This window comes from Roseateles sp. P5_E4 (assembly GCF_054049255.1).
Map to the genome: position 1 here is coordinate 430,998 of NZ_JBFUMS010000003.1, position 25,841 is coordinate 456,838.

The following is a 25,841-nucleotide window of genomic DNA, read 5'->3' on the forward strand; positions in this document are numbered from 1 at the left end:
CCTTTAAAGTGGATGTGCGGTAACGATATTCGCGGTTCCAGGGCGAACAATGATTTTGATACTCATTTCACCTGCCGTTCCAATTATTCTTCCCATGGGGATAACATAGGCCGCCGGATCATGTGGAAGTGGACTTCCTCGTGCCAGCCACGCTTCATCCACAAGTCCAATCACCTCGTTTTTTCCCACGTTGAATATACTGTGTACTGGTTTGCTTGGATTCGGCTGCGCGTGATCAAGCACATGCTTCACTCGATTGCCGTGAATTGATCCCTGACCGTAGTTCAGACCTGCGGGCGTAGTCCACGTTTGGGTTGATTTGTCAAAAGTGAGCTTTCCGAACTTAATGCCAATTGCACCTGCTTGGCTGAGGCGCCCTATCCCAGCACCACGCACGTCTGTGATGGTGAAGCCGTAGTCACCCATCCCGGCGCCACGCGCAGCAGCAAAGTTCAGCCCCAGCCCCAGCCCGCTGCTCGTGGCCCGGCGCAGGTCGCCGTTAATGAGCGCTGTGGTTGTGTCTCTAGCCCCGGTGTACGAGTGATAGACCATGCCCAGCGGCGAGACATTGAAGACGTTCGCCCCGGTGGACTTCAAGCCGTCCCACGTGCCTGCGTTAGGTGCGCTGAAGCTGCTCAACGAGGTCAGCGGCTGGAAGTCGCCAGTGACCGAGCCGTGCAGGAATTTCAGGCCAGCCTGAACCGTGTCTGCCAACGGCAGGACGGTCATGTCGGCCAGGCCAAACAGCCCTGCGGTCGCAAGGTCGCCAACGCCCGCGGCGATATCAAACACCTCTTGAGGCAGGCGGACCACGACAGGAGCGTCAGCGCTTAGATACCTTGTCGTGTCCTGCTCCATCAAGATTTCGGCGCGGTCGAGGACCAGGCGGTCGCCGCCTGCGCCAGCGCTGCCGCCAGACGCCGTGGCGGCTCTCGCAGCCGAACTCGTGCTCGACTGCAGCGCCTTCAACTCTCTGATGTTTCGCTCCAGCTGCAGCACTCGCAGCTGTGCGGCGTCCTTGCTGGCATCGGCCACCCGCACACCGGAATCGCCAGCCACGCTGTCGAAGTACCTCTGCGACGCGCCGAAGTCATAGCCGCCAATCATCCGAGACGAATCACTGGCGGCAGCCGCAGCTTCATAGCGATTCAGCCTGGCCGTTTCCGCGTCGGATTGGTCTGGCGCCTTGCTCCAGTCCACGCCACCGGAGCTTGCGAGGCTTTCACCGATTGCATTGCCAAATGCTCCTTGTGCGACGGCGCCCCACCCCAGCGCTTCGACGCTGAGACTCCCCACGCTCACACCACCCAATCCGGCCAACTGCTGCCCCGGCCGTGCCAGGAAGCTGTAGCTGCTCTTCAACACTTCAGTCGCTGGCGAAGTGAAGCGAGCTGGATCCGAGGCTCGCTCGGCTTCGTTGAGCAAGCTGCGGTTCCTCGCCGCGCGAGCATTTTCAGCAGCCGTTTTTGCTGCATCCAGGCGAGCGTCGATTCCCTTCATCGCGTAGAAGAAGTTCAAGTTGGACGAAGCCATTGACGCCGCCTGCTCGGTCATCTGCATGAGCCAGTTGCTGGTAGCTATGTTGTTCATCGCGATGCCGATGGAGCGCTGGATCGCCTGTCTCAAGCTCTCGAACCCCGCCATATTGGCCTCGGACCAGTTCGGGTCCACCGCCCCGATGGCCTCGCCGGCGCTGTAGGGCCGCCAGGTCTGGCTGTTGTTGTGGATGTTGGTGACCTTGTTGGGAATCACCAGCACTCGGCCCATTTGTTGCGCGCCGTCGCCCAGCAGGCCGTTGGCCTCGGCGATGAGGTACCAGAGGCTGGAATCACCCCACAGCGACTGCGCGATGCTGCGCAGCGTCTCGCCATCCTGGCGCACGGTGTAGCTGCCGGCGGCGCTGCCGGGGTAGCTGTCGTTGATGGGCTCGTAGTTCTGGTCGAAGTCGGCGCTGGTGACGGGGCTGGGGCGCTTGTAGCGCTCGCGGCGCTGGTCGGCTGTCTCGGGGATGCCCTTGCGGTGCAGTTGCTCGGCGTAGCTCACGCGCAGCTTGTCTTCGGGCGTGTTGCCCACGTCGCCGATGCGGCGGCCGTCGGCGTAGTAGAAGTAATGCGCCATCGAACCGCTGGTGCGCTGCAGCACCTGGCCGTTGGCGTTAGTGCGGTAGCTCTGGGTCTGGCCGGTGCCGGCGTCGGTGTTGCTCTTGAGGTGGCCGTTGACGTCGTACTTGAGGGTGCTGGCCGTGTTTTGGTTGGCCGTGTACTTTGTGATGATGGACTGCTTGGTGTCGTCCCAGTAGTCGTACTTGTAGGTGGTGGTGGTCGCAAAGGCATTGGCGCCGGTGGCCGCAGGCTGCTGGAAGACGCTGGCCAGCGCCCCGGAGCCCGTTTGGCTGGTTGCGCTGTCGGTCTTGTCCTTGTAGTAGCTGTAGGTGACGGTGTAGTTCTTGCTCGTGTCGCTGAGGTTGCGGATGTCGCCCACGAAGCTCTGGGTGAGCAGCCGGTTGTCGTTGTCGTAGGTGCTTTGGGTGGACTGATGGTTGAAGATGTCGGTGAGCAGCGTGGTGCGGCCCACGTCATCGACCTTGCGCGTGGCAACAAGACCGTTGATGTACGCGGTGGTTTGCGCGGTGGTCAGCAGGTAGCCGTCCTGGCTGTAGGTATAGGTTTCGCTGACGGTTTGGGCGCCGGCGACTAGGTAAGGGTCGTTATAGGTGGCCAAGCGGCGCTGACTGACCTTGTCGTAGCCCAGCAGCGTGCCCTCGGTGCCGCGCTTGATGACGATGCCGGTGTCGCCTGTGCTGGTGCCCCGCGCCGTCGTGGCCACGCCGACGGAAGTTTCCAGGCGTCCCTTGCTGACCGTGAAGCGGTTGAGCTTGTCGTAGGCGTACCAGTAGTCCTGCGTGCCGCCGCCCAGCAACCCCGCCAGGCCATCCCAGTAGGTGGCGGTGATGCGGCGGCGGTTGCCGACAGCGTCGAACTCGTAGGCCACGTCGAAGAAGTTGGCGTCGCGCACCCGCGAGATGCGGTTCAACTCGTCGTAGGTGATGGTGGCATTTTGGTAGGCGGTCGTCTTGGTGCCGTTGACGAGGCTGAAGGTGCCTTCGGCGACGCGGTTGCCGGCGTTGTCGTAGGCGTACTCGCTGGTGATGCCTTGCGTGTTGTCGGTGAAGGAGCGGATGGCGCCGTTGGCGTAGTAGGTGTAGTCGACGTTCTGGCTGGTGCTCTGGCCCGTGTGCACGGTGCTGGTCTGCTTGATGAGCTGGGCGGCGCTGTTGAAGGTGTAGGTGAACTGCGCGCCGCTGAGGTCCTGGTGCCATGTGGTGTGGCCGAAGTAGTCGACCTTGTCGATGAGGCTGCGGCCGTCAGCCTGCAGCGTGGTGCGCACGTAGCCGCCGGTGGTGGTGGCCGCGCCGCCGGCGCCAGCCAGGCTGGCGATGCCGCTGGCGCCAGCCTGGCGCAGCTCGTAGGTGTAGCCCGTGACGAAGCCGTTGCCGGAGACGGTCTGCACGACGCGCTGCAGGGCGTCGTAGTCGGTGCGGGTGGTGATGGCCAGCGCGTTGGTGGCGGTCAGGCGCTGGCCGAGTTCGTCGTAGGCGTAGCTGTCGCTGAGGTCGCGGCCGGTGGCGAGGGTGTCGCTGGTGGCGTTGGCCAGGCGCTGTACACCCTTGCGGGTGACGATGGTGAGCAGGCCGCGCTTGTCGAAGCTGCGTTCGGTGACGGCGCCTTCAGCGTCGGTGACCTTGCGGGCGTCACCGAAGATGTCGTACTGGCTCGTGCGGATGCCGCCACCAGTGGCGTTGTACGCGTCGGCGTTGCCGCCGGCGGCATCGAATTCGCTCACGACCCGGGCGTCGTCGCCGCGGCTGCCGGCCAGGTATTGCACGCGGCTCAAGTTGCCATTGGCATCCAGCATGGTGGTGTGCCGGCCCAGCAGGTCGTAGCCGAACCGGGTCTCGGGGCGGGCCCGGTAGCGATAGCCGTTTTCTGCGGTGACGAAGGTCTCGGGGTCGAGCTTGGCGACGAGCTGGCCCAGGGTGTTGTATTGCAGCGTGGTCTTGGCGCTGGCAAGTTGGTCGGCGGTCAGGGCGGTCAGCGCGGATTGGTTCTTGCTCTTGCGGTCGTCGTTGATGGCCGCAAGCATCCGCTCGGCCACGCGTTCGTCGCGTTCTTCCACCACGTCGCCGAAGGCGTTGAAGGATTGGAAGCGTTTGATGGTGACGCTGGGTTGGTTGGCGAGTACCGCAATTAGTTGTTGGATTCGGGTTCCACCAGACCCGTCAATGGCGATCTGGCCGTCTTGCAGCAGCTCCTCGTTGGTTTCATTCAGGTAGGTATAGCCCGCGCTTGTTTTTGGATACAGCCGATAGGCGTAAGTATTGCCAGGAGAAACCAGACCACGGCCATCTATGGAGAACCATGTATAGCCGTCCTGCCCGTTCTGGGGCGGCTGATATGTACCGGTAGCCACGCGCCATTGCCCGTTTATCCACAATTGCGCCTGGGGGATGTTTCTGCCCTTGACATAAAACTCAAGCGGCATGGCATTAGGATCCGCGTAATTCGTTTCCTGCGATAAGGTGCCGTCAGCATAAAGGCGCAGGCGCAGGGTCCCTGCCGTGTAGGGCCATCTGAAGTATTCATACTTCAAGAAAAGCACGACGGATCCGCTGGCTGGCCTGTATGAAGAGAGGTCTACCGCAGCTGGGCAATTTGGGCTGGTACCGAGCTGCAAACATGTATACCGACCAAGATCGGTGTAGCTGGAACCGTTAGTACTTAATGAGAATTGATAGTCCGCATCTTTTCCGAACCCAACCGGGTCCTGAAAATTGACGGCCACACGATTACGATCCGTGCCAGCGGGATATCCCCCCGCGGGAAGTGTGAGCGAATGAGAAACAATGGTTATGTTGCCTTGGTTGTCGACGCTAAATTGGCCGGCGCCCTGGCTTTTTACGCTGCACCCCACGCCATTTACTGTGGGCGCCCCTAGATTGAAAATAGATGTGCCCCTGGTATAAAAGAATGTATGAAGACCCGTACCTTTGTATGACTCCAAGTTAATTGAAAACGCGCCACCTTGACTTTTAGGGTTGCTCGCCAATGGTGCCCATGGGTTGGTTCCCGTGGAGAAGTCAAACCAATCTCCAGCATCCAGCTGGAAATTAATCCTCGGCGCTGATCCACTGATTGTCGTGAATGTTCCCAGCGGAATTACATTCCCTGCTTGCAGATTCGCCGGCTGCATGGGCTGCCAAGCCGGAACCCAGGATTGGTCATACAGGCTGCTCATCGTCACCGCGCTCTTGAGCACATCGATCTGCGGATCAATGGTCTGGGTGATGAGGTTGCGGGAGTTGTAGACGGAGACCCGCGAATACAGCGGCAAGGTGACGGTGTCGGCGGGGTTGCGCTTGCCGGAGGTGGCCTGCTGCAGGGTGAGGCTGCGCAGGTCGATGGCCACGTCCAGCCCGGCCACCTTGTAGGTCGCATCGCCATTGCCGCGAATCTCGCGGGTCATGTTGCCGTTGGCGTCATAGACGTAGAACTTGATCGCCCCGTCGCCCGAATTCGTCTTCACGACCTTGCCCAGCGTGGAGTATTCGGCAAACTCCTCCCAGCCGTCGCCGATGCCCTTGGCGCTGAACTCGCCGAAGGCGTTGTAGCGGGTCTTGCGGGTCTCGGCCGCGGCGACCTTGTCGCTCTCCCAGTGCTTTTCCACGACGATGCGCCCGGCCGCGTCGAACTCGTAGCTGGTGATGATGTCGCGCAGCTTGGGGGCGCTGGCGGTACTGTCCGAGCGGCGCACGTCCTTGTTCACGCGCCGGGCGAGGTTGCCGTTGGCGTCGTAGGCATAGGTCGTGATGGCGCCGGCGGCGTCCGTCGTCTGCACGAGCAGGCCGTTGGCGTCGTAGCCGCTGAGCGTGATGCGGTCGTCCGTCTCGACGGTGGTGTCCTTGCCGCGCTGGATGCGCCGCTTGACCTGCCCCAGGCCGTCGTACTCGGTGTCGGTGGTCGGGCGGACGTTGGCGTTCAGGTAGTCCACATACCCCGGCGCCTCGCGGTGTGTCTCGCGGTTCAGGCCGTCGTAGCTGATGTCGGTCTGCTCCCAGGTCAGGGTCGTGCCGACCTCCGTGGCCAGCGCCTGGGTCTGCGTGACGGCGCCCAGGCCGTTGTACTGGTAGCGGGTGATGGCGGTCGTCGTGTTCTGCGTGCGGGTGCCGCTGGCGTCGACGGTGTCCTGCGCCACGTTCAAGAGGCGCTGCTCCGTGACGCGGTCCAGCCGGTCCAGGCTGACCTCGGTGATGCGGTTTTGCTCACCCACAGGTACGTTCTGCCCGGCGATGACGGGGATGAGCTGCGTCGGGTCGTTGGTGGCGCCGGCGCTGGCCAGCTTGTCGGCCTGGCGGGCGTAGCCGCCCGGCAGCATCGCGGCGTAGCGGGTTTGTTTGGTGGCGACGTTGCCTGCGTGGCCGTACTCCCACGCGATGGCCGCGCCGCCGGCGTCGATGGACAGGGTCCGCCGGCCGTTGCCGTCGAAGTACTCGAAGCTGGAGTTGTTCCGCCCATCCTTGCGCTCGGTGAGGTTGCCCACCGCGTCGTAGAAGAAGCTCTGCAGCACCGTGTTCTGCGGCGTCAGGCCGCTGATGACGAAGGCGGTGTTGCCGTCACCGCTGCTCCAGGCGTAGAGGCTGTCCAGCGAGGTCTGCGTCTTGCGGCTGAGCGCGTCGTACAGCGTGCGTAGCGTGCGGTCGTTGGCGGTGTCGGCGGTGACCGCGGGCGCGCTGCCCACCGGGTCGAGGGTCACGCCGTCGGCGATGCGCGTGGCGTAGACGGTTTGCACGACCTGGTTGCCCGCGGCGTCGTAGCTGGCGCGCGAGGCGACGCGGTCGGCGCTGATCTCCAGCGTCTTTTGGTCGAGCGCGTCGTACCAGGCCACGGAGCGCCTGCCGCCGCTGACGGTGAGGCCGTCGGCCTGGAGCTGGCCGTGGCTGACCTGCTCGATGACGTTGCCGCGGGCGTCGTAGCGCATCGCGTCGGCCGGCGTGACGGTGCTGGTGCTGCCGTCGGCGGCGGTGGCCGTGTAGCCCATGCCGATGCGCCGGACCAGGCGGTCGTTGGCGTCGTAGGCCATCTGCGTGGTGCGCTGTTCCGGCAGGCCCTTGGCTTCGATACTGGTGATGCGGTTGCCGCGGCTGTCGTACTGGTATTCGTTGACGACGGCCTTGAGCGCGCCGGTGCCGTCCTTGGCCTGCACGGGCAGGGTTTCGGTGAGCAGGCGCCCGAGGCGGTCGTAGGTGTAGGTGACGGTGGCGCCGAGCTTGTTCTTGACGCTCAGGCGCTGGCCGTATGCGTCCAGCACATCGGTACCCTCGACGTAGTTCTCGGCGTCGGTCTCCTGGAGCAGGCGGCCGTTGCGGTCGTAGGTGCGGCTCGTGAGGGCGTCTGCCGTGGCGGCGGTGAGCACGTAGGCCCCATTGGCCTGCGCCGCGGTGGCCAGAACGACGGCTTGGCCGCCCGAGAGCGTGCCTTGCACTTTGGCGTCCACGCGCAGGCTGCTGGTGAGGTTGCCGAAGGCGTCGTAGCCATAGGCGGTGAGGTAGCGCTGTGCATCGACGGTCTGCAGCAGGCGCCCGGTCTTGTCGTAGACCTGGTAGCGCTTGAAGCCGCGCGCATCGGTGATGACGCTGGCGCGGCCGAAGGCGTCGTAGTCCGTCGCGGTGACGCCGCCCAGCGCGTCGGTGACTGTCGTGACGCGGCCGGCGGCGTCGTAGCCGTAGTCGGTGGTGTAGAGCTTGCGCAGCGCGGTTTGCGCCGCGGCCTTGGCATCGGCGGCCAGGGTGGAGAGGTCGGCGGCGTAGCCCAGCCGCGCGCGCTCGGCCTGTTCCCAGGCGCCGGTGCCTTCGGCCAGCGCGACGCCGCGGGGGTCGATCTCGCGCCACAGGCGGCCCTGGGCGTCGTATTCGTAGCGCGTGGTGCTGGCCAGCGCCGTGCCGTCGGCGCGGGTGATCGAGATGCGTTGGCCGGCGCCGTTGTAGCCGTAGCGTGTCGTGCTGGCTTGCCCTACCACGTTGCTAGCCAGGACCTCGCTCTCCAGGCGACCGGCGGCGTCGTAAGTGAACTGGGTCTGCACGCCATTGCCGTCTGTCTGAACGCTCAATCGCCCGGCGCGGTCGAGTTCACGGATGACGCTGGTCGCCGCACCCAGACCCGGAAGTGCAGCCGTCAACGTGTTCAGCACGGGGGCAAAGGCAGCAGGCGTGTAGCTGCCGCTGCCACTCAGACGGCTGGCATAGCGCAGTGCCGTCGTGCGGGCGTTGGCGTCGTCGTAGCGCGTCTCGGTGACATAGCCTTCCGCGTCAACCGCAAAGCGCTGGCGGCCCGCTGCGTCGTAGGCAAATTGAGTAACGCGGCCTTTGAGCGGCGGGATCTCCTCGACGTTGTCGACGTAGCTGATCGTTTGACCTGCTGGCAGGTCTGAGGCACGCGAGACGGCAAACTCAACCCGAACGGACTGCCAGTCCGTCGTCGGCTCGACAATCGTTGCCGCCAAGCCACTGGCGCGCGACGTGCCTTTTTCATAGACAAAGACGCGCGCGCCGGTGGCGGTTGACTCCATCTCGATGCTGTACGTCTTGCCCGGAACGTAGACCCCGATGTCCACCTCCACAAACGTTCCGGCGGGTAGCTGTCGGCACTGGGTATAGACGTGGCCGTTGTTCTTGAAAATCAGGGCCGCTCGGCTCATACCACCAGCCCCATCCTTGAGCATGATGTGCGTCGTCTGCTGGAGGTGAACCGGCTGATAGTCGAGTTTGAGTACAGACCCCACCGGCATCTGCTTTGGGCTGGTCATGAGCGCATAGCCGCCGTTCGGCAAGGGCTCGCTGACCAGCTTGAGCCGCCCGGCTTCCCAGATACCGACGGAGCCGCCGAGCCCGTCCATGTCCTTGTTGAACTCGCGTTTGGTTGGCGAATAGATCGCCGCGAGGTCAGCCTCGCTTGGCACGGTGCCGACGCTCCAGGTCCAAGGCTGCTCATGCTCCACGCTCGCTTCCGTCCGGCCTGCCGCGTCATAGCGCCGCTCGCTCACGAAACCTTCTGCATTGACGACGAACCGCTGATTGCCAACCTTGTCGTAGGCGTAGCGGGTGACATGATCCTTGGCATCGACCTTGACCAGCTTTCCATAGATCGTGGAGGCCGACATGCCCACACTGACCCCGGTGATGATCTGCTCGTACCGGCGTTCCGACACGACCCGGTTGGCGCCGTCGTACTTGCGTTCCGTGACCTGCCCCAGGGCGTCGACGCTGTAGATCAAACGGCCATCGCCGTCGTAAGAATTGATGCTGAGCTGTTCGGCCGGGCCGGCGCTCAATATGTCCAGCGCAGTACGCAGTTCGTCGTAGGTCTTGCTGGCCCAGCCCGCCGCCAGCGTTGTGGCATAGGCCCGGATGGCCGTGACACGGCCTTCACCGTCGTAGTCATATCGCGTGGCGGCACCAAGGGCGTCGACGCTGTAGCGCAGCCGGTCGGCGTTGTCGTAGCTATAGCGGGCGGTGACGTTGTTCTGCGAGTCACGCTTCAACAGCAGGCGCCCGGCCGCGTCGTACTCGTAGCTGGTCTTGAGTTTCAGCCCGTCGGGGTCGACGGTCTCGGACGTGCGTCGGCCCAGGATGTCGTATGCATAGGCCACCTTGCGGGCGGAGGTCGTGCCGGCTCCGTCGATGACGGTGAGCACTCGGCTCTGGGCGTCGTAGCTGTAGCTGGTCTTGAGCTTGAGCCCGCCGGTCACGTCGTCGACGATGACGTCGGCAAGTTCACCCCTGGCGTTGAAGACCTGCGTTGTGACGGTGCCGCGAGGGTCGGTGATCTTGAGCTTGCGCCCCTGTCCGTCGTACTCGTAGCGGGTCTGCAGGTTCAGCCCCACACCGTTGTTGACCAGCGGGTCCACCGTCTGTATCAGCACGCGGTTGGCGGCGTCGAAGCTGTAGCTCGTCGTGCTGGCGGTCCCGTCATTGATCGGGGCGCCGCCGGCATTGGCCTTCAGTCCTTGAACGACCTGGATGAGGTTGTCGTTGGCGTCGTAGCCGTTCTGCGTGACGTTGCCGAGCGCATCCGTCACGGTGAGCAGGTTGCCGTGGGCGTCGTAGGTGTAGGTGGTGGTCGCCCCGGCGCCGTCGGTGACTTTGTAGACCTGACCGTGGCGGTTGTACTCGGTGACGGTTTGGATACCTGCCGCCGTCTTTACCGTCAGCTTGCGATTGACGGCGTCATGGGTGTAGGTGACGGTGCTGATGGTGCGATCAACACGGGTGACCGTTCGATCCAGCGCGTCGTACGTGGTCGATGTGGTGCCGGCCGGCCCGGCAATCGTGATCTTGCGGCCAGTGCCACCGTCGCGCAGATAGGTGTACTGAGTGATCCGGTTGAGTTCGTCGGTGGTGTTGTAGAGCCGACCGAGWGCGTCGAAGGTCGCGCCCGTGATCACGGCGCTTGCCAGCCCCGGGCCGCYGCGTTCGGTTCGAGTGGCGTTGCCGCGCCGGTCGTAGCCATAGTCCAGCGTGAGGCGGCGCGCGTTGGCGGTGCCCACAGGATCGATGTCRCGGATCTCTTTGCTGAGCTGGCCGAAGGCGTTGTAGCTGTAGTCGGCCTTGTTGCCCAGCGCATCAATGGCCTGCTGGATGAGGCCGCGCTGGTTGAAGGTCACCGCACTGCGGTTGTCCAGGTTGGCGTTGTTCAGCGCGGCAATCGCGCTTGACAGCGAGATGTCAGCTGCAGGCGCACGGCTCACAACCGCTGTGTCAGCTTTGCCACCTACCAGACCGGTGGCGTCGGCCACCGAGAGTCGCTGGCTGTGCGTGACCGTGGCCTGCACTTCACTGAAATTGCTGTAGATCGTCTCCGTGACCTCGCCACCCTTGATCGGGTCGCGCAGGATGGCGTAGACCTGACGGCCTTGCGCGTCGTAGTAGAAGAAGGTCTTGTTGCCGCGCGCATCGGTCACGCTGGTTCGGCGGCCTGCAGCGTCGTAGGTGGAAGTGGTGCTTGTGGCATCGCCTTCGATCTGCGTGCTCTGCACGCGGCCCCAGTCGTCGTAGCCGATGTTCTGCTTGCGCTCCTCGCCCGAGCCCTTGGCCAGCGTGGTGGATTTCAGGCGCTGCAGGCTGTCGTAGTCGTAGAAGGTGACGGTGCCGTCCGCTGCCGTCTCCTGCTCAAGCAAACCCCGGTTGTTGTACGTCTTGCTGGTGGACAGGGGCAACTTGGGACTGCTCAACGAGGTCCGCAAGGCATCGGTGAGGTCGCCGGTCTTGAACAACTTCAAACTTGCTGGGCTCCCACTGATCACAGGCTTGATGGCCTGGGTGAGGTAGCTGGTGCTTCCAGCGGGCCGGCCAGCGGTATCGAACTTGTACTCCGTGAGGTAACCCTCGGCATTGACTTGGGCGATTTGGCGGCCCGCTGTGTCATAGACCCATTGAGTGAACTCGTCGTCACTCAATGGCGCGAGGGCTTGCAAGTCGGCCAGCGAAGGATTGGCACGCTGTGCATCGCTCAGAAGGGCGGAGCGACGCAGCTGCGAGAGCGTGTTGCCCGCCGCGTCGTACTTCCAGACGGTGAGGCCGCCGTCGCCGTCTACCCGCGCGGCAAGGCGCCCCGTGGCGTCGTACAGGTTGCGTGTCGTGCGGTCCCGCGCGGCGTCTGCCGTGGGCGCTGACATGGACGGACCACTGGTGCGCGTGGTGCCCTGGGTTGCATCCAGGCGCGTGACGGCCACGGCGGTGGCATAGCGGGTCTGGGCCGTCAGCGCCGAGGTGCCGTCGTACTTGTTCTCGGTCAGGTAGCCGTCGGCGTCCAGCGTGCCGGCCAGCCGGCCGGCGGCGTCGTAGTAGAAGGTCGTGACGCGGTCATTCGTTGCATCGACCGCGGGACGGACGTCTGCCACCGTCTTGGCGGTGGGTTGGCCCTGGGCGTCGCTCAAGCTGGCCCGCGTGGCTTCGCTCACCAGCGTGGCGTAGGCCACCGTCTGGATCAGCCGGCCCGCGCCGTCGTAGAGGTATTCGGTGAGCTGGCCGTTGGCGGCGATGTCGGCGCTCTTGCGACCGCTGACGTCGTACAAGGTGTGACTGGAGACGCTGGTGGCGTCCTGCACGCGGCGCAGCTGACCCACCGAGTCATAGAAGTACTTGGTGGCGCCCAGCGCCGTCTGGCTGACGGCGCCGAGCACGTCGTTGGACACGAGGCGGCCCATCGTGTCGAAGATCTGCACCGTGGTCAGGCCGTTGTCCAGCTTGACGGAGGTCTTGCGATCCGAATCAGCGTAGGTATAGAGCGTGATCGCGGCGTTCGCGTCCACGCTTTTGGTCACGCGGTTCAGCCCGTCGTAAAGATAGGTGGTGCCGTTGCTGTTCGTGTCCTTGCTGGAGAGCAGCCGGCCAAAAGCGTCGTAGCTGGTGAATGTCTTGATCGCCCCGCCGGGCGTGGCAACGCCGTTGGACAGGGCCATCGTCGTGTAGCGGCGCTGCTCCTTCACCTGGCCGCGCAGGTCGTAGTCGAACTCGACGATCTGGCGATCCAGGCTCTGCGCCTGGGGACCGTTCACCCAGCTCTCGAGCGAAGTGAAGCTGGGATTGGGGTCGCTGAAAACAGCAGCTGTGTACTGCACCTGGCGTGCGAGCAGCCCCCAGCCGTTGTAGACGTAGCGTGTCACTTCGCCCTGCAGGCCCAGCACATAGGCCAGGCGCCGCTTGGCGATTTGCGTCGTGTCGTAGATGTACTGGGTGGTGCGCGCACCGCTGGCCTTGAGCGGGCCGGCGACGCCGTCCGGGTCGGCAACGGTGTAGGTCGTCTCTGTGGCGAGCAGGCCCGTGCTGGTGTAGGTGCGCTCCAGCACGTTGCCCGCCGCATCGGTCCGGCGTGCCAGCTTGCCGGCGCCGGCGTACTCGTAGGTCGTGACTTCGCTCTTGGCGTTGGTGCTGGTCAGCACGTCGCCGTTGTCATAGGTGTAGCTTTGCTTGAAGCTTGCACCGCCGAGCAGTGCGCCGCTGATCTCTTCCAGCTGGCCGCTGTTGACGCCGCTGAGGTATTTGAGCGTGGTGACCTGGCCCAGGGCATCGGTCACCGTGGTGGTGCGGTTGGTGGTGTCGTAGACGAAGCCGGTCTTGCGGTTCTGATCGTCCGTGATGGACTTGACGCGGCTGTCGGGCCAGTAGTCGATGGTCTGTGTGTTGCCATCCTTTTGAGTGAGGGTCTGCAGCCGGCCGTTGGTGTCGTAGCCGTAGCTGACCGTGTAGGTGCTGCTGTCGGTGGTGTCTTCGGGCGTCAGGTCGGTGGTGACCAGGCTGAGCCGTCCACCGGTGTAGCCGTAGCTGGTGACGCTGCGCGTCTGTTGCGCGCCCTGCGCATCCTTGTAGCTGGTGGTGATCTTGGACAGCTGCGTGCCGGTGTAGTTCAGCGTCACCACTTCGTCGGCCGTTGAGCTGCCAGCCTTGAAGGTGGACAGGCTGCTAATCAGGCCGCCGCCGTCGTAGTCAACCTTGACCAGGTTGCCTTGGGCGTCGCTGACCTGTGAGAGCCGGTAGATCTCCCCGTCGACATTGGCGTAGGTTTCTGCCGTGCCGGTGTCGCCATCGGTCCAGGTCCAGACACCGGCGCCGTAGCTCAGGCTGTCGAACTGGCCCGAGCCCTCGGCCGTGAGGTACTTGCCGGTGGCGGTGTCGAAGGAGTACGACGCCTCATGGCCGTCCGCATCGGTGCGCTTGATGCTGCTGCCGGCGGTGTTGACGGTGCCCACGCGCCCCGACACGCGCCGGTAGTAGCCGACGCGCCAGCCATCCCCGTTATCGCCGTCCCAGCCGCCCTGGCTGTTGTAGGTACGGAGCAGGTCGACGTCCGGACCGACGCCCACCAGGTATTCGTCGCGGTCCTGGATGACGAGGTTGCCGTTGGCTGCATTGACGGTGATCTGTTCGCCGGCACGCCCCGTGGCGGCCTGTCCCATCCCGCCCGCCCCGCCCAACACGTCCTTGGACGTGTTGACCAAACCGTTACCACTGCCGGTGACCACTGAAACCATGTCTCTCTCCCAAGGATCGGTATTACTTAGGTAATCCAGGGATGAGTCCGGTTGTTTAGCTTCCGTTTCAAATAGTCACACTTCGGTGCCAAGCAAATGTCTGCGAAAGAAGCCCACCGTTCGGCCCAACCACAACGCAGTCGTCACCGATCGATCAAACCCCGGCGGGTCACACAGCAGGTCGCATTCCAGGCGGCCAAGGTTGCCGGGTGTTGGCGGCGGTGCAAGCAAGGCGCCATGGCCGGCGCCCGGCAGCGCAGCGATCAACTCGCAGCCCTGGCAGGCGGCGATCAACGGGTCGCTGTGAAAGCGCGGCAGCAGCCAGCGGTCGCCGTCGGCGGTGATCAGGCCCAGTGGCACGCGCGGCTTGGCGAGGGTCGCCAGATCGAAGTCAGCTGCCGCCGGCACACCAGCCACGACGGCGGCGATGCGCGGGTCGTTGTGGACCTGCGGCGTCGCGTCACGGAACTTCCAGTCGAGCACGTGCCGGGCCACCCAGAGCTTGAGGCCGTCAAGCGCGCCGCCGGTCAGCCGCGTGGCCAGGCCGATGCAGCTGTAGAAGTCTTCCGCCAGGTCCTTCTCGCAATGAGCACGAAAGCGCTCGGGCGACCAGGCCCCGCCGGCCAGGCTGAGCATGGTGTGGCCGCCGGCCGACATGCCGAAGCCGCCGACGCGGTCCAGCTTCAGGCCGGCAAAGCGTGGGTCGGCGGCAACGCGGTCGATGGCATGGCTGATCTCGGCGGGGCGCTGCTTCCAGCTGTCGGGGCCGGGGCGGCCGGGGTCGGTCCAGTTGTCGCCTCGGTGCAGGGGCAGCACGACCGTGAAACCGGCCTCGACGAGGGCCTTGGCCAGGGTCGTGTGCACCCAGGGGCCGCCGCCCGAGCCGTGCGAGATGGCGATGAGGCGGCCATTGCCGGAGGCCGGTGGCGCGTCGGGTGCCAGCATCAGCTGCAGGTCGCCGCGCGTTTCAGGGCGGCCGGCGGCGGCGGTGGGATAGAACAGCGTGACGGCGCCGCCGTCATCGTCGGCGGGCAGAGTCAGTGTGCCGACGGTGGCGGCGTGCGCGGAGGCACTCAGCGCCAGGCTGGTGAGCAGGAAGCGGAAGAACATGGCTGGCTCCTCGGAAGTTGAGAAGCCCTCAGCCTCGGCCACCCTGCCCGCTATGTCTGACCGAAACCCGCGCTTTGCAGGTTTCGGCGCTGCTTTTTAAGAATCGGCCAGCGCTTTCTGGCGGAATTCGGTGGGCGTCAGGCCGGTATCGGCCTTGAAGGCGCGGTTGAAGGGGCCGATGGAGCCAAAGCCCACGTCCAGCGCGATGGTCAGCACCGGCAGGCCGCGCTCGGTCGGGTCGGCCAGGCGGCGCTTGGCCTCAAGCAGGCGCAGGCCGTTGACGAAGGCGTTGAAGTTGCGGTGGCCCAGGCCCTGGTTGATGACGCGGCGCAGCCGGTACTCCGGCGTGCCGAGCTGTTCGGCCAGGCTGGCCAGGCTCAAACCCTCCTGTGCGTAGCCGCGGCCCTCGCCCATCAGCCTGGCCAGCGCGGCGGCTAACGCCCGGTCCTGCGGGTCCTCGGCCGGCAGCGCGGGAGGTGGCGGCGGCGCGACGTCTTCGTCCCACAGGCCCGACACGCGCGGGCGCAACAGTTGCCAGGCGACGAGGCTGGTCAGCGTCAGCATCATGGCCACGTCGCCAAGTGCCGCGGCACCGCTCAACGTGCCGTTCGGTGAGCCGATGCGCAGGGCCACCATGACGACGGCATAGCTTGCGCCACCACCGACGACGAGGCCGCGCAGGCGCCGGCGCTTCTCAACCAGATCCACCCGCCATGGGCCCACCACGGCGGCCAGGCCCAGTGCCGCGAAAGCGATGGGCAAGGCCCGCAACAGCACGAAGGCGGGCCACCAACCCCACCACAGACAGATCGTCGCGCCGAACAGCGCAACGGCGGCCCACAGCACGCCATGCCAGGCGCGCAGACGAAAGCCGTCCTCGAAGACAGCGCGCGCGAACAGCCAGAACAGCACGGCGGAACCGAGCGAGATGCCGATGCCAGGCGCCTGGACGGCGCAGCGCAGCTCGTGTTCAACCCAGGGCGAGGCGGAAACCGCCTGCACGGCGGAGGACAGCGACAGCGCAATGCCTGTGCGCACGAGATCGGCGTGCCGTGCATGCCGCCAATGCGGCAGCAGCACCAGCACCACGAGGATCAGCACGGCAACCAGCGCGCCGCGCAGCCCTGCGTCAATGAGTGCCATGCAGCAGCTGGGACACCGCGAAGGCCACGCCCAGGCCCACGCCCAGCCACGCGACCTGGGCAAAGGTTTCGCGCCAGGCCAGGCGCTGCTGCAGCTGGGGCAGCAGGTCGGCCACCGAGATGTAGATGAAGCTGCTGGACGCCAGCACCAGCAGATAGGGCAGCACACCCTCAAAGCCGCCGATCAGGAAGTAGCCCAGCACGCCGCCGACGACCGCCGCCATGCCCGAGATCGCGTTGAACAGCAGCGCCTTGCCGCGGCTGAAGCCGGCGTTGAGCAGCACGATGTAGTCGCCCACCTCCTGCGGGATCTCGTGGGCGACGATGGCCAGCGCCGTGGCGAAGCCCAGCCGCGTGTCGGCCAGGAAGGCGGCCGCGATGATGGCGCCGTCGCAGAAGTTGTGGATGCTGTCGCCCACCAGCACGGTCAGGCCGCCGCGGCCGGCCTGCTCGGCGTCGAAGTGGTGGTGGTGATGGTGGCCGTCGCCCTCGTGATGGTGGACGTGGCGGTAAAGCTCCACCTTCTCCAGCAGCCAGAAGAACAGCAGGCCGCCCAGCAGCACGGCGAACAGCACCTGCGGTTTGGCCGTGTGGCTCTCGAAGGCCTCGGGCAGCACGTTCAGCAGCGACGTGCCCAGCAGGATGCCGGCCGACAGGCTGACGAGGCTCTTGACGAGGCGGGTCAGCACGCCGACGGTCAGGCTCGCGGCAACGAGCACCGACAGCAGCCCGCCCGCGAAGGTGGCGAGCACGATGTAGAGAAGGGTCATGGAATCAGGCAAAAGCAACGGGCCACAGCCATGGACTGCGGCCCGAGGGCGGTCAGCGTAGCAGACGGGTCAAGCCACACCACATTTCTTGAACCAGGCCAATGCCCGCGCCCAGGCGTCGTCGGCCGCGGCCTTGCGGTAGCTGGGGCGGTAGTCGGCATAGAAGCCGTGCGGCGTGTCGGGGTAGACGACGAACTCGCATTTCGTGTTGCCCGCCGCCTTGAGCGCGGCTTCGAGCTGGGTCAGCGTCTCGACCGGGATGCCGCCATCGGCCGCGCCGTACAGCGCCAGCACCGGCGCCTTGATGCTCGCGGCGCGCTCGACGACAGTCTTGTCGCCAGCTTTGTAGTTGCGTGCCACCGGGCCGTACCAGGCGGCTGCAGCCGTCAGCCTGGGGTTGTGGGCCGCATAGGACCAGGTCGTGCGCCCACCCCAGCAAAAGCCGGTGATGGCCAGCTTGGCGGGATCACCGCCGTTCGCCGCCGCCCAGGCGACCGTGGCGTCCAGGTCGCCGTTGACCTGGGCGTCGGCCGCCTTGGCGACGACCTCGCTGACCAGCTTGGGAATGTCGGTGTAGGCGCCGGCATCGCCGTGGCGGGCGAACAGCTCGGGCGCGATGGCCAGGTAGCCCTGCTTGGCCAGCCGCCGGCAGACGTCCGCGATGTGCTCATGCACGCCGAAGATCTCGCAGGCCACCAGCACGACCGGCAGGTTCTTCTTGCCCGCCGGCGCGGCGCGATAGGCCGGCATCTGGAAATCGCCCACGGGGATGCTGACCGGACCCGCCTCCAGGCCCGCCGTGTCGGTGGAGATCGTCTGGGCCGTCACCGGCAGCACGGCGGCCGCGAAGCCGCTACCCACCGTCGTCTGCACAAAGCTGCGGCGGCTGAAGTCGCGGGACGGCGCGAGGCTGTCGATCTCGTCTTTCAAGGTGGGGGCTCCAGGGTGAGATACGAAGGGAGCGTCAAATTTTGCCCCGACAATCCGCCGCCATGACGACGCGCCCTGATCCAGCCGGCCGAATCTGGGCCTCCATCGACATCGGCTCCAACAGCTTCCGCCTGGAGTTGGCCCGGTTGTCGGGCGAGCGCTACCAGCGCGTCAGCTACATCAAGGAGGCCGTGCGCCTGGGCGCCGGCCTGGACGCACAGGGCATGCTGACCGAAGAGGCCATGCAGCGCGGCCTGAATTGCCTGCAGGGCTTCGGCGAGCAGCTCGTCGGCATCGCGCCCGAACGCATCCGCGCCGTTGCGACGCAGACCCTGCGCGAGGCGCGCAACCGCAACGCCTTCCTGGCCCGCGCCCAGGCCGTGCTTGGCCATCCCATCGAGGTCATTGCCGGCCGCGAGGAAGCGCGGCTGATCTTTGCCGGCGTCGCCCGGCTGCAGCCCTCCGACAAGCCCCGCCTGGTCATCGACATCGGCGGCCGCTCCACCGAGATGATCCTGGGCCGCGGCCGCAAGCCGCTGCTGGCCGAGTCCTTCGGCGTTGGCAGCGTCGGGCTGTCGGTGCGCTTCTTCGCCGACGGCCGCTACACGGCCGAGGCCTTCCGCGCCGCCCAGGTGGCTGCCGGCGCCGAGCTGGAAGAAGCGCTGACGCTGTTCCGCCCCGAGCTCTGGCAGGAAGCCCTGGGTTCCTCGGGTACGGTTGGCGCGGTGTCGCAGATCCTGGCAGCCAGCGGCAAGACCGACGGCCGCATCACGCCGGACGCGCTGCGCTGGTGCATCGCCCAATGCCTGGCGGCCGGCTCGCAGGACAAGCTGCAACTGCCTGGGCTCAAGGACGACCGCCGTCCTGTCGTCGCCGGTGGCCTGTGCATCCTCTACACGCTGCTGAACCAGTTCGGCATCGAGGAGCTGCTGCCCACCAAGGGCGCGCTGCGCCAGGGCGTCATTTTCGATCTGGTAGAGCGCCTGCAGCCCAGCGGCGCGCGCGACCCGCGGGCGGACTCCGTCGCCGAGCTGCAGGAGCGCTTTGCCGTGGACATGGCGCAGGCCGAGCGTGTGGCCAGCCAGGCCGAGCTGTTCTACCACCAGCTCACGCTCAAGCCCGCGCCTGAGCTGCTGCGCGAGTTGAGCTGGGCCGCGGCCCTGCATGAAGTTGGCATGCTGGTCTCCCACCACGACCACCACCGCCACAGCGCCTATGTCATCGCCCATGTCGACGCGGCGGGCTTCTCAACCAACCAGTTGCAGCGGCTGGCGGGCCTGGCCCTGGGCCAGCGCGGTGGCCTGCGCAAGCTGGAAGCGCAGCTGAGCGATCCCAGCTTGCTGGACCAGCTCATTGCGCTGCGTCTGGCCGTCATCCTCTGCCATGCCCGCACGGAGGCACCAGGCAGCCCCGGACTGGCGCGCGACGGCAAGCGGCTCACGCTGCAACTGCCCAAGGGCGGGTCGGCCGGCCAAGCGCGCACGCGCTTCCTGCTGAAGGAAGAGGCCGAGACCTGGGCCCGCAGCGGGCTGCTCGAACTCGTCGTGGCGTGAGCTCGCGTCGCCGGCTGCTCGCCTGCCTCGCGGCGCTCTGCGTCGCGCTGCCCGCCTGGGGCGAAGACGCCGGCAAATCGACCGCGATCGAAATCGACTCGTCGGACGACCCCACCGAAAGCGTCGTCTGGCTGGCCTATGGCGTCGGTCTGGCCAACTGGGCCAGCCAGAGCGGTGCGCTGGCACAGGCACCGCTGGGCATCCTGGAACCCAGCTTCGAAGGTGAGATGACCGCGCGCCGGACGCTGCTCGTCATCTGGCGGGAGCTGCTGCAAAAGGCGCCCAAGTCCAACGCCTACATGGACACGCTGATGCGCATCGACGCTGCCGGCTATCTGCCGGAGTACGTCTGGACCGTGCACTGGCGCGGCAGCTGGAAACAGCCCCCGGCCAAGCTGCGCATCGCCGAGTTCTATGCCTGGCAGCGCCAGGAACTGATGGGCCATGTGCCGCGCACGGGCTCGCGCGTGCGCGTCGTCCTCACTCCGCCAGCGGCACCAGCCTCTGCTGCCAGCCGCTGACAGCACGACTGAGCGAACATGCCGGCTCCACACCCGGAGACCGCCATGCTCAAGACCTATACCGGCAGCTGCCATTGCAAGGCCGTGCGCTTCGAAGTCGACCTCGACCTCGCCGCCGGCACCGGCCGCTGCAACTGTTCGATCTGCTTCAAGACGCGCAACTGGAGCGCCAGCGTCAAGCCCGACGCCTTCCGGCTGCTGGCCGGCGAGGACGCGCAGAGCGACTACCAGTTCGGCTCGAACAGCGTGCACAACCTGTTCTGCAAGACCTGCGGCGTGCGCTCCTATGGTCACGGCTACATCGAACAGGTCGGCGGCGCCTTCGTGTCGGTCAAGGTGAATTGCCTCGATGATGTGCCGGCCGAGGAGCTGGTCGCGGCGCCGGTGCAGTACTACGACGGGCTGCACAACAACTGGTGGAACAAGCCCGAAGAGGTTCGTCACCTCTAAAGCGCGTCGGGCCCCTGGACGGCGTGCAGTGTCACCTCGGGTTCGCCGTCGCGCTGGCGCCAGCGCAGCCACCACACGGCGCCCTTCTTGACGGCCCACTCCTGGTCCACGCCGGCCAGCAAATGGGCAGCCAATAGGCCCAGCGTCGGCTGGTGGCCGCAGATCAGCACCGGCTCAACCGACTTGGGCCAGCGCGAGGCCTCGATGAGGGCCGAGATCGGCGCATCGGGCGCAATCGACGGCAGGATGCGCACCTCGCGGCCCAGCGCCTCGGCCGTTTGCCGGCAGCGCAGCGCAGGGCTGACGAGCACGCGCGTCGTCGCGGCCAGGCGATGGTTGAGCCAGGCCGCCATGCGCCGGGCCTGGCGCTCGCCCTTGGGGGTCAGCGCGCGCTGCAGGTCATCCTGGCCAGGGGCGATGACTTCGGCTTCGGCGTGGCGCCACAGGATCAGGTCCATGGCGGGTCTACCCTTCTGAATAGCGCCGCATCAGGGCCTGCTGGGCGCTGACGCCGCTGTCGCTGATGCGCGCCGAGCGGCCATCCGGGCCGAGCTGCCAGGCGTCCATGGTGTCGTGCAGATAGGGCTGCAGCGCCTCGTCGACGATGCGCTGGCGCAGGCGCGCGTCCTGCACCGGCCAGGCCACCTCGATGCGGCGGAACATGTTGCGGCTCATCCAGTCGGCGCTGGACAGGAAGAGCGCCTCGCCAGGGTCAGCCTCGGTGCCCTCTGCCCAGCGGAAATACAGCACCCGCGTGTGTTCCAGGAAGCGCCCGACGACGGAGCGCACGACGATGTTGTCGCTGATGCCCGGCAGGCCCGGCGGCAGCATGCAGGCGCCGCGCACGATGAGGTCGACCTTGGCGCCGGCCTGGGCCGTGCGCAGCAGGCCGTGGATGAGCTCGGCATCGGTCAGCGCGTTGATCTTCACGACGACGCGCGCGCCCTTGTAGCCGGCCAGGGCCGCGGCCTCCACCTGGGCCAGCAGCTCCAGCATGCGGCTGTGCATGTTGAAGGGCGCCAGCAGCATGCGTCGCAGCGCCTTGAATTTACCCAGGGACGCGAGCTGGCGAAACACCGAATCGGCATCGGCCGTCAGGTCGGCATCGGCCGTCAGCAGGCCGAGGTCGGTGTACAGGCGCGCCGTCTTGGGGTTGTAGTTGCCGGTGGAGATGTGGCCGTAGCGGCGCAGCTTGCCGTTCTCGCGCCGTGTGATCAGCAGCAGCTTGGCGTGGGTCTTGTAGCCGACGATGCCGTAGACGACCTGGGCGCCGACGGCCTCCAGCCGCTCGGCCCAGTTGATGTTGGCTTCCTCGTCGAAGCGCGCCTTCAGCTCCACGACGGCCATGACCTCCTTGCCACGCCGCGCCGCCTCGATCAGCAGGTCCATCAGCTCCGACTTGGCGCCGGTGCGGTAGATGGTCTGCTTGATGGCCAGCACCTCGGGGTCGACCACCGCCTCGCGCAGCATCTGCACGACGGGGTCGAAACTTTCAAAGGGATGGTGCAGCAGCACATCGCCCTTCTTGAGCTTCTCGAAGATGGACTTGTGGCGCGGCAGCCGGCCGGTCGGCCAGGCCGGTTCAAAGGGCGTGAAGCGCAGCGGCGGCGCGTCGGTCTGGTCGATCAGCTCGTTCAGCCGCACCAGATTGACGGGGCCGTTGACGCGGTAGAGCGCCGCATTCGGCAGGCCGAACTGCTCGAGCAGGAATTCCGACAGCTCGGCCGGGCAGGTGTTGACCACCTCCAGCCGCACCGCGCGGCCGAAATGGCGCGTCGTCAGCCCGGAGCGCAGCGCGTGGCGCAGATTGGCGATCTCCTCCTCATCCACTTCCAGGTCGGAATCGCGTGTGACGCGGAACTGCGAGAAGGCCTCGACCTTGCGGCCGGGAAAGAGATCTTCCAGGTGGGCGCGGATGACGCTGGTCAGCAGCACGAAGGCCTGGCGGCCGTCGCTCAGGTTGGCCGGCAGCTTGATGACGCGCGGCAGCACGCGCGGCACCTTGACGATGGCAATGCGGTTGTCGCGGCCGAAGGCGTCCTTGCCGGACAGCCGCATGATGAAGTGCAGCGACTTGTTGGCCACCTGAGGGAAGGGGTGGGCCGGGTCCAGGCCCACGGGCACCAGCAGCGGCCTGACCTCGCGCTCGAAATACTTGGCCACCCAGTGCCGCTGCGGCTCGTCGCGGTCGGCGTGGTTGAGCACGACGATGCGTCGCTTGCGCAGCAGCGGCGTGAGCTGCTCGTTGAAGATCAGGTATTGCTCGTCGATCAGCGTGTGCGCCGCGCGGCCGACGCGTTCGACGTCCTGGCTTGTCACGGTGCTGAGCGGATCGCGCACGGCCTCCAGCATGTCGGCAAAGCGCACCTCGAAGAATTCGTCCAGGTTGCTCGACACGATGCAGACATAGCGCAGCCGCTCCAGCAGCGGCACATCTTCACGCTGGGCCTGGGCAAGGACGCGACGATTGAATTCAAGAATGGCCTGCTCACGGTTGAGCAGCTTCAGCGGGGTCGGGTCGGTCATGAAGAAAAGTGTATGAAGCTTGTGTGACAACGGCTTGAAATGCCCCCGGGATAATCCAGGCCCATGCACCTGATGATCCCCCATGCCAGCGCGCTGGACGAAGCCGCGCGGCATGCCTTCGGCACCCTGCCCCTGCCCAACCTGGCTGCGCAGCTGAACCGGCTCACTCCGGCCGAGACCTGGGGGAGCGACGAGCTATCGCCGCAGCCGCCGCATCACATCGCGCTGGCAGCGCTGCGCCAGCAAGCCGAGCCAAGCGCCGCGGCCTGGGCCGTCGAGGCCGGGCCCGAACTGGCCTGGGCGCTGATGAGCCCCGTGCACCTGGCCGTCGGCAGCGATGGCGTCGATGTGCTGCCGCCCGCGGCGCTGCGGCTGTCCGAATCCGACGCGGCGCGCTTCACGGCGCTGCTGCGCGAACTCTGGCCCGAGTCCGAAGGCTGGCAATGGCGGCTGATGGACGCCACGCACTGGGCCATCGGCCACACCACAGCGCTGGATGACCTGCGCGCTGCCAGCATCGAGCGCGCCGGCGGCCGGCCCATCGAGCCCTGGCTGCCGCAAAGCCGCGTGCTGCGCCGCTGGCAGAACGAGGCCCAGATGCTGCTGCATGAGCACGCACTGAACCTCGAGCGGGAAGCACGCGGCGAGCATCCCGTCAACTCGGTCTGGATCGGCGACATTGGCCGCAGCAACGGCAAGGCCGCCGACGTGACGGTGGATGCCCGCCTGACCGAGCCGCTGCTCAACGGCGACCTCGCGGCCTGGGCCGAGGCCTGGCAGCGCCTGGACGCCGGGCCGCTGGCACAGCCCCTGACCAGCCTGACACTGTGCGGCGAACGATTCGCGCGTCGTTTCACGACGGAGCCACTGTCCTTCATCGACAGGCTGAAGCGGCGCTGGCAGACGCCCGATGTGAGCGCCGTGTTGGAGGCGCTATGACTTCACCTCGTCTTGTCGAACGCGACGTGCCGCCGCGCACGGCCTGGGCGCTCGAGCAGGCCGGCGTCGCACCCCTGATGGCCCGCCTGCTCGCGGCCCGCGGCGTGCGCGAGGCGGGCGAGCTGGACGAGAGCCTGGCCCAGTTGCTGCCGCCCACCGACCTGAAAGGCCTGCTGGAGGCCGGCCGGCTGCTGGCCGACGCCATCCAGGGCGGCGAGCGCCTCGTCATCGTGGCCGACTATGACTGCGACGGCGCCACTGCCTGCGCCGTCATGCTGCGCGGCCTGCGCCTGCTCGGCGCGCAGCCCGAGCAGCTCGGCTATGTCGTGCCGGACCGCGCCGTGCACGGCTACGGGCTGACGCCCACCATCGTCGACCTGGCGATGGCGCAGAAACCGACTCTGCTCGTGACGGTGGACAACGGCATCGCCAGCCTCGCCGGCGTGGCGCACGCCCGTGCCCAGGGGCTGAAGGTGCTGGTCACCGACCATCACCTGCCAGCCCTGGTCGATGGCGTCGTCGTCGTCCCGGACGCCTCGGCAATCGTCAACCCCAACCAGCCGGGCTGCACCTTCGCGAGCAAGTCGCTGGCCGGCGTCGGTGTGGCCTTCTATGTGCTGATGGGCCTGCGCGCCGAGCTGCGTTCACGCGGCGCGTTCGCTGACGTGCCGCGTCTGGACGGCCTGCTCGACCTCGTGGCTCTTGGCACCGTCGCCGACGTCGTCAAGCTCGACGCGAACAACCGGCGCCTCGTTGCGCAAGGCCTCAAGCGCATGCGCGCCGGCCGTGCGCAGCCGGGCGTCATGGCGCTCTTCAGCGCGTCCAAGCGCGACGCGAGCAAGGCCCAGGGCTTCGATCTCGGCTTTGCGCTCGGGCCCCGCATCAACGCGGCCGGCCGCCTGGCCGACATGACGCTGGGCATCGAGACACTGACCACCGATGACCCCGAGCGGGCGCTGCAGCTCGCCACCCAGCTCGACGCCATCAACCGCGAGCGCCGCGAGATCGAGAGCGGCATGCGCGAGATGGCCGAGGCGCGGCTGGATGCCCTGGTCGAGGCGCTGCAGGGCGCCCTGCCCCCGGCGGTGGCACTGTTCGATGCCGACTTCCACGAGGGCGTCGTCGGCATCGTCGCCTCGCGGATCAAGGACCGCGTGCACCGCCCCACCTTCGTCTTCGCGCGCGGTGCCGACGGCAACCTCAAGGGGTCGGGCCGCTCCATTCCGGGTTTCCATCTGCGCGATGCGCTGGACCTCGTCAGCAAGCGTGAGCCCGAGTTGCTGGCCAAGTTCGGCGGCCATGCGATGGCGGCCGGCGCGACGCTGGCGGTCGACGATGTGAACCGCTTCGCGCTGGCTTTCGCGCGCGTGGCCGAGGAATGGCTCAACGAGCAGGACCTGACCCGCACGCTGCGCCACGACGGCTCGCTCGCGCCCGATGCCGCCACGGCCGAGACAGCGCGGCTGCTGGACGCCCAGGTCTGGGGCCAGGGCTTTGAGGCGCCGGTGTTCTGTGACCGCTTCGAGCTGATCTCGCAGCGGCTGGTCGGCGAGAAGCATCTGAAGCTGCGCCTGCGCCGCGGCGGCCAGCTCATCGACGCCATCTGGTTCAACCACGTCGACATGCTGCCCGAGCGCGTCACGCTGGCCTACCGGCTTAGCCTGGACGAATGGCAGGGCCAGCAGCGCGTCCAATACGTCATTGAAGCCTGCGCCGAAGGCTGAGGCGTGACGGAGTTGGCAGGGACGCACGCCCTGCCGCCCCAAGTCACCGGAGTGTCACGGACGCTTTCAAGAATCCGCCCGGCCAGCCAGCCCG

The 25,841-nt window shown here is 66.5% G+C and carries 12 protein-coding genes; 5 read left to right on the forward strand and 7 right to left on the reverse strand.

Annotation, left to right across the window (positions count from 1 at the left end):
• Positions 1 to 3: 3 nt before the first annotated feature.
• The 5 genes from ACXJLH_RS09015 to ACXJLH_RS09035 all read right to left on the reverse strand — a co-directional run bounded on the left by ACXJLH_RS09015 (position 4) and on the right by ACXJLH_RS09035 (position 18,034).
• Positions 4 to 14,082, reverse strand: coding sequence for a hypothetical protein (locus tag ACXJLH_RS09015; protein WP_457443533.1), 14,079 nt, complete (start codon positions 14,080 to 14,082; stop codon positions 4 to 6).
• 75 nt (positions 14,083 to 14,157) lie between these two features.
• A complete protein-coding gene (locus ACXJLH_RS09020; protein ID WP_457443535.1) occupies positions 14,158 to 15,192 on the reverse strand; it encodes an alpha/beta hydrolase family protein in 1,035 nt (344 codons plus the stop codon).
• Between the two features lie 96 nt (positions 15,193 to 15,288).
• Positions 15,289 to 16,335 carry a helix-turn-helix domain-containing protein gene (locus tag ACXJLH_RS09025; protein WP_457443536.1) on the reverse strand — a complete coding sequence of 349 codons (1,047 nt, stop codon included), beginning with the start codon at positions 16,333 to 16,335 and terminating at the stop codon, positions 15,289 to 15,291.
• Positions 16,322 to 17,104 carry a ZIP family metal transporter gene (locus ACXJLH_RS09030; protein WP_056198584.1) on the reverse strand — a complete coding sequence of 261 codons (783 nt, stop codon included), beginning with the start codon at positions 17,102 to 17,104 and terminating at the stop codon, positions 16,322 to 16,324. Before ACXJLH_RS09030 ends, ACXJLH_RS09025 begins: the two co-directional genes overlap by 14 nt.
• A gap of 69 nt (positions 17,105 to 17,173) precedes the next feature.
• Positions 17,174 to 18,034, reverse strand: a complete 861-nt coding sequence (locus ACXJLH_RS09035; RefSeq protein ID WP_457443538.1) for a dienelactone hydrolase family protein — start codon at positions 18,032 to 18,034, stop codon at positions 17,174 to 17,176.
• Positions 18,035 to 18,096: 62 nt separating this feature from the next.
• Between ACXJLH_RS09035 and ACXJLH_RS09040 the strand changes: the two genes are divergently transcribed.
• The 3 genes from ACXJLH_RS09040 to ACXJLH_RS09050 are packed head-to-tail and all read left to right on the forward strand — an operon-like array spanning position 18,097 to position 20,558.
• Positions 18,097 to 19,587 (forward strand): Ppx/GppA phosphatase family protein, encoded by a 1,491-nt coding sequence (locus ACXJLH_RS09040; protein ID WP_056198589.1) that lies wholly within the window; start codon positions 18,097 to 18,099, stop codon positions 19,585 to 19,587.
• A complete protein-coding gene (locus tag ACXJLH_RS09045; RefSeq protein WP_457349456.1) occupies positions 19,584 to 20,108 on the forward strand; it encodes a hypothetical protein in 525 nt (174 codons plus the stop codon). Before ACXJLH_RS09040 ends, ACXJLH_RS09045 begins: the two co-directional genes overlap by 4 nt.
• Before the next feature lie 45 nt (positions 20,109 to 20,153).
• Positions 20,154 to 20,558 (forward strand): GFA family protein, encoded by a 405-nt coding sequence (locus ACXJLH_RS09050; RefSeq protein ID WP_056198595.1) that lies wholly within the window; start codon positions 20,154 to 20,156, stop codon positions 20,556 to 20,558.
• Here ACXJLH_RS09050 and sixA read toward each other — a convergent pair.
• On the reverse strand, positions 20,555 to 21,016 hold the full coding sequence (gene sixA / locus ACXJLH_RS09055; RefSeq protein WP_056198599.1) for a phosphohistidine phosphatase SixA: 462 nt from the start codon (positions 21,014 to 21,016) through the stop codon (positions 20,555 to 20,557). The genes ACXJLH_RS09050 and sixA overlap by 4 nt on opposite strands.
• Positions 21,017 to 21,023: 7 nt before the next feature.
• Complete coding sequence (gene ppk1, locus ACXJLH_RS09060) at positions 21,024 to 23,084, reverse strand: polyphosphate kinase 1 (protein ID WP_457443540.1); 2,061 nt, start codon at positions 23,082 to 23,084, stop codon at positions 21,024 to 21,026.
• A gap of 63 nt (positions 23,085 to 23,147) precedes the next feature.
• On the opposite strand from ppk1, the gene ACXJLH_RS09065 reads away from it, so the two are divergent.
• Entirely contained in the window at positions 23,148 to 24,023 is an 876-nt protein-coding gene (locus tag ACXJLH_RS09065; protein ID WP_457443542.1) for a hypothetical protein, read from the forward strand.
• The gene (recJ, locus tag ACXJLH_RS09070; RefSeq protein ID WP_457323176.1) at positions 24,020 to 25,747 is read left to right on the forward strand and encodes a single-stranded-DNA-specific exonuclease RecJ; all 1,728 of its coding nucleotides are present in this window, start codon (positions 24,020 to 24,022) and stop codon (positions 25,745 to 25,747) included. The genes ACXJLH_RS09065 and recJ overlap by 4 nt, the downstream gene beginning before the upstream one ends.
• The last annotated feature ends 94 nt before the right edge of the window (positions 25,748 to 25,841 follow it).

Bases quoted from the DNA above. Each gene is read 5' to 3' on its own strand.
- ACXJLH_RS09050 (WP_056198595.1), top strand. From the start codon at position 20,154: ATGCTCAAGACCTATACCGGCAGCTGCCATTGCAAGGCCGTGCGCTTC.
- recJ (WP_457323176.1), top strand. From the start codon at position 24,020: ATGACTTCACCTCGTCTTGTCGAACGCGACGTGCCGCCGCGCACGGCC.
- ACXJLH_RS09025 (WP_457443536.1), bottom strand. From the start codon at position 16,335: ATGGCACTCATTGACGCAGGGCTGCGCGGCGCGCTGGTTGCCGTGCTG.
- ACXJLH_RS09030 (WP_056198584.1), bottom strand. From the start codon at position 17,104: ATGACCCTTCTCTACATCGTGCTCGCCACCTTCGCGGGCGGGCTGCTG.
- ACXJLH_RS09040 (WP_056198589.1), top strand. From the start codon at position 18,097: ATGACGACGCGCCCTGATCCAGCCGGCCGAATCTGGGCCTCCATCGAC.
- sixA (WP_056198599.1), bottom strand. From the start codon at position 21,016: ATGGACCTGATCCTGTGGCGCCACGCCGAAGCCGAAGTCATCGCCCCT.
- ACXJLH_RS09020 (WP_457443535.1), bottom strand. From the start codon at position 15,192: ATGTTCTTCCGCTTCCTGCTCACCAGCCTGGCGCTGAGTGCCTCCGCG.
- ACXJLH_RS09065 (WP_457443542.1), top strand. From the start codon at position 23,148: ATGCACCTGATGATCCCCCATGCCAGCGCGCTGGACGAAGCCGCGCGG.
- ppk1 (WP_457443540.1), bottom strand. From the start codon at position 23,084: ATGACCGACCCGACCCCGCTGAAGCTGCTCAACCGTGAGCAGGCCATT.